Annotated in this window: 1 protein-coding gene; it reads left to right on the forward strand. The window is 69.0% G+C overall.

Features of this window, described 5'->3' with window-relative positions; translation table 11 throughout:
* A partial coding sequence (locus JZ792_RS41640) for a ketoacyl-synthetase C-terminal extension domain-containing protein (protein WP_308165660.1) occupies window positions 1–226 on the forward strand: 226 nt, incomplete at both ends.

Raw genomic sequence — 226 nt, forward strand, 5'->3', positions numbered from 1 at the left:
CCGTGGCCGACCGGCCGCGTCGTGCGGCGGTATCTGCCTTCGGCGTCTCGGGTACCAACGCCCACGTCATCCTCGAACAGGCACCACCCGACACCGAGACACCCGACACCGAGACACCCGACACCGAGACACCCGACACCGATCCGGTGCCTGTAGTGAAATCCGATGCGGTGGTGTGGGTGTTGTCGGGGCGTAGCGGTGAGGGCCTGCTCGCGCAGGGGCGCCG

Origin of the sequence: Nocardia noduli (assembly GCF_019038455.1) — a bacterium.
GTDB classification, from domain to species: Bacteria; Actinomycetota; Actinomycetes; order Mycobacteriales; family Mycobacteriaceae; genus Nocardia; species Nocardia noduli.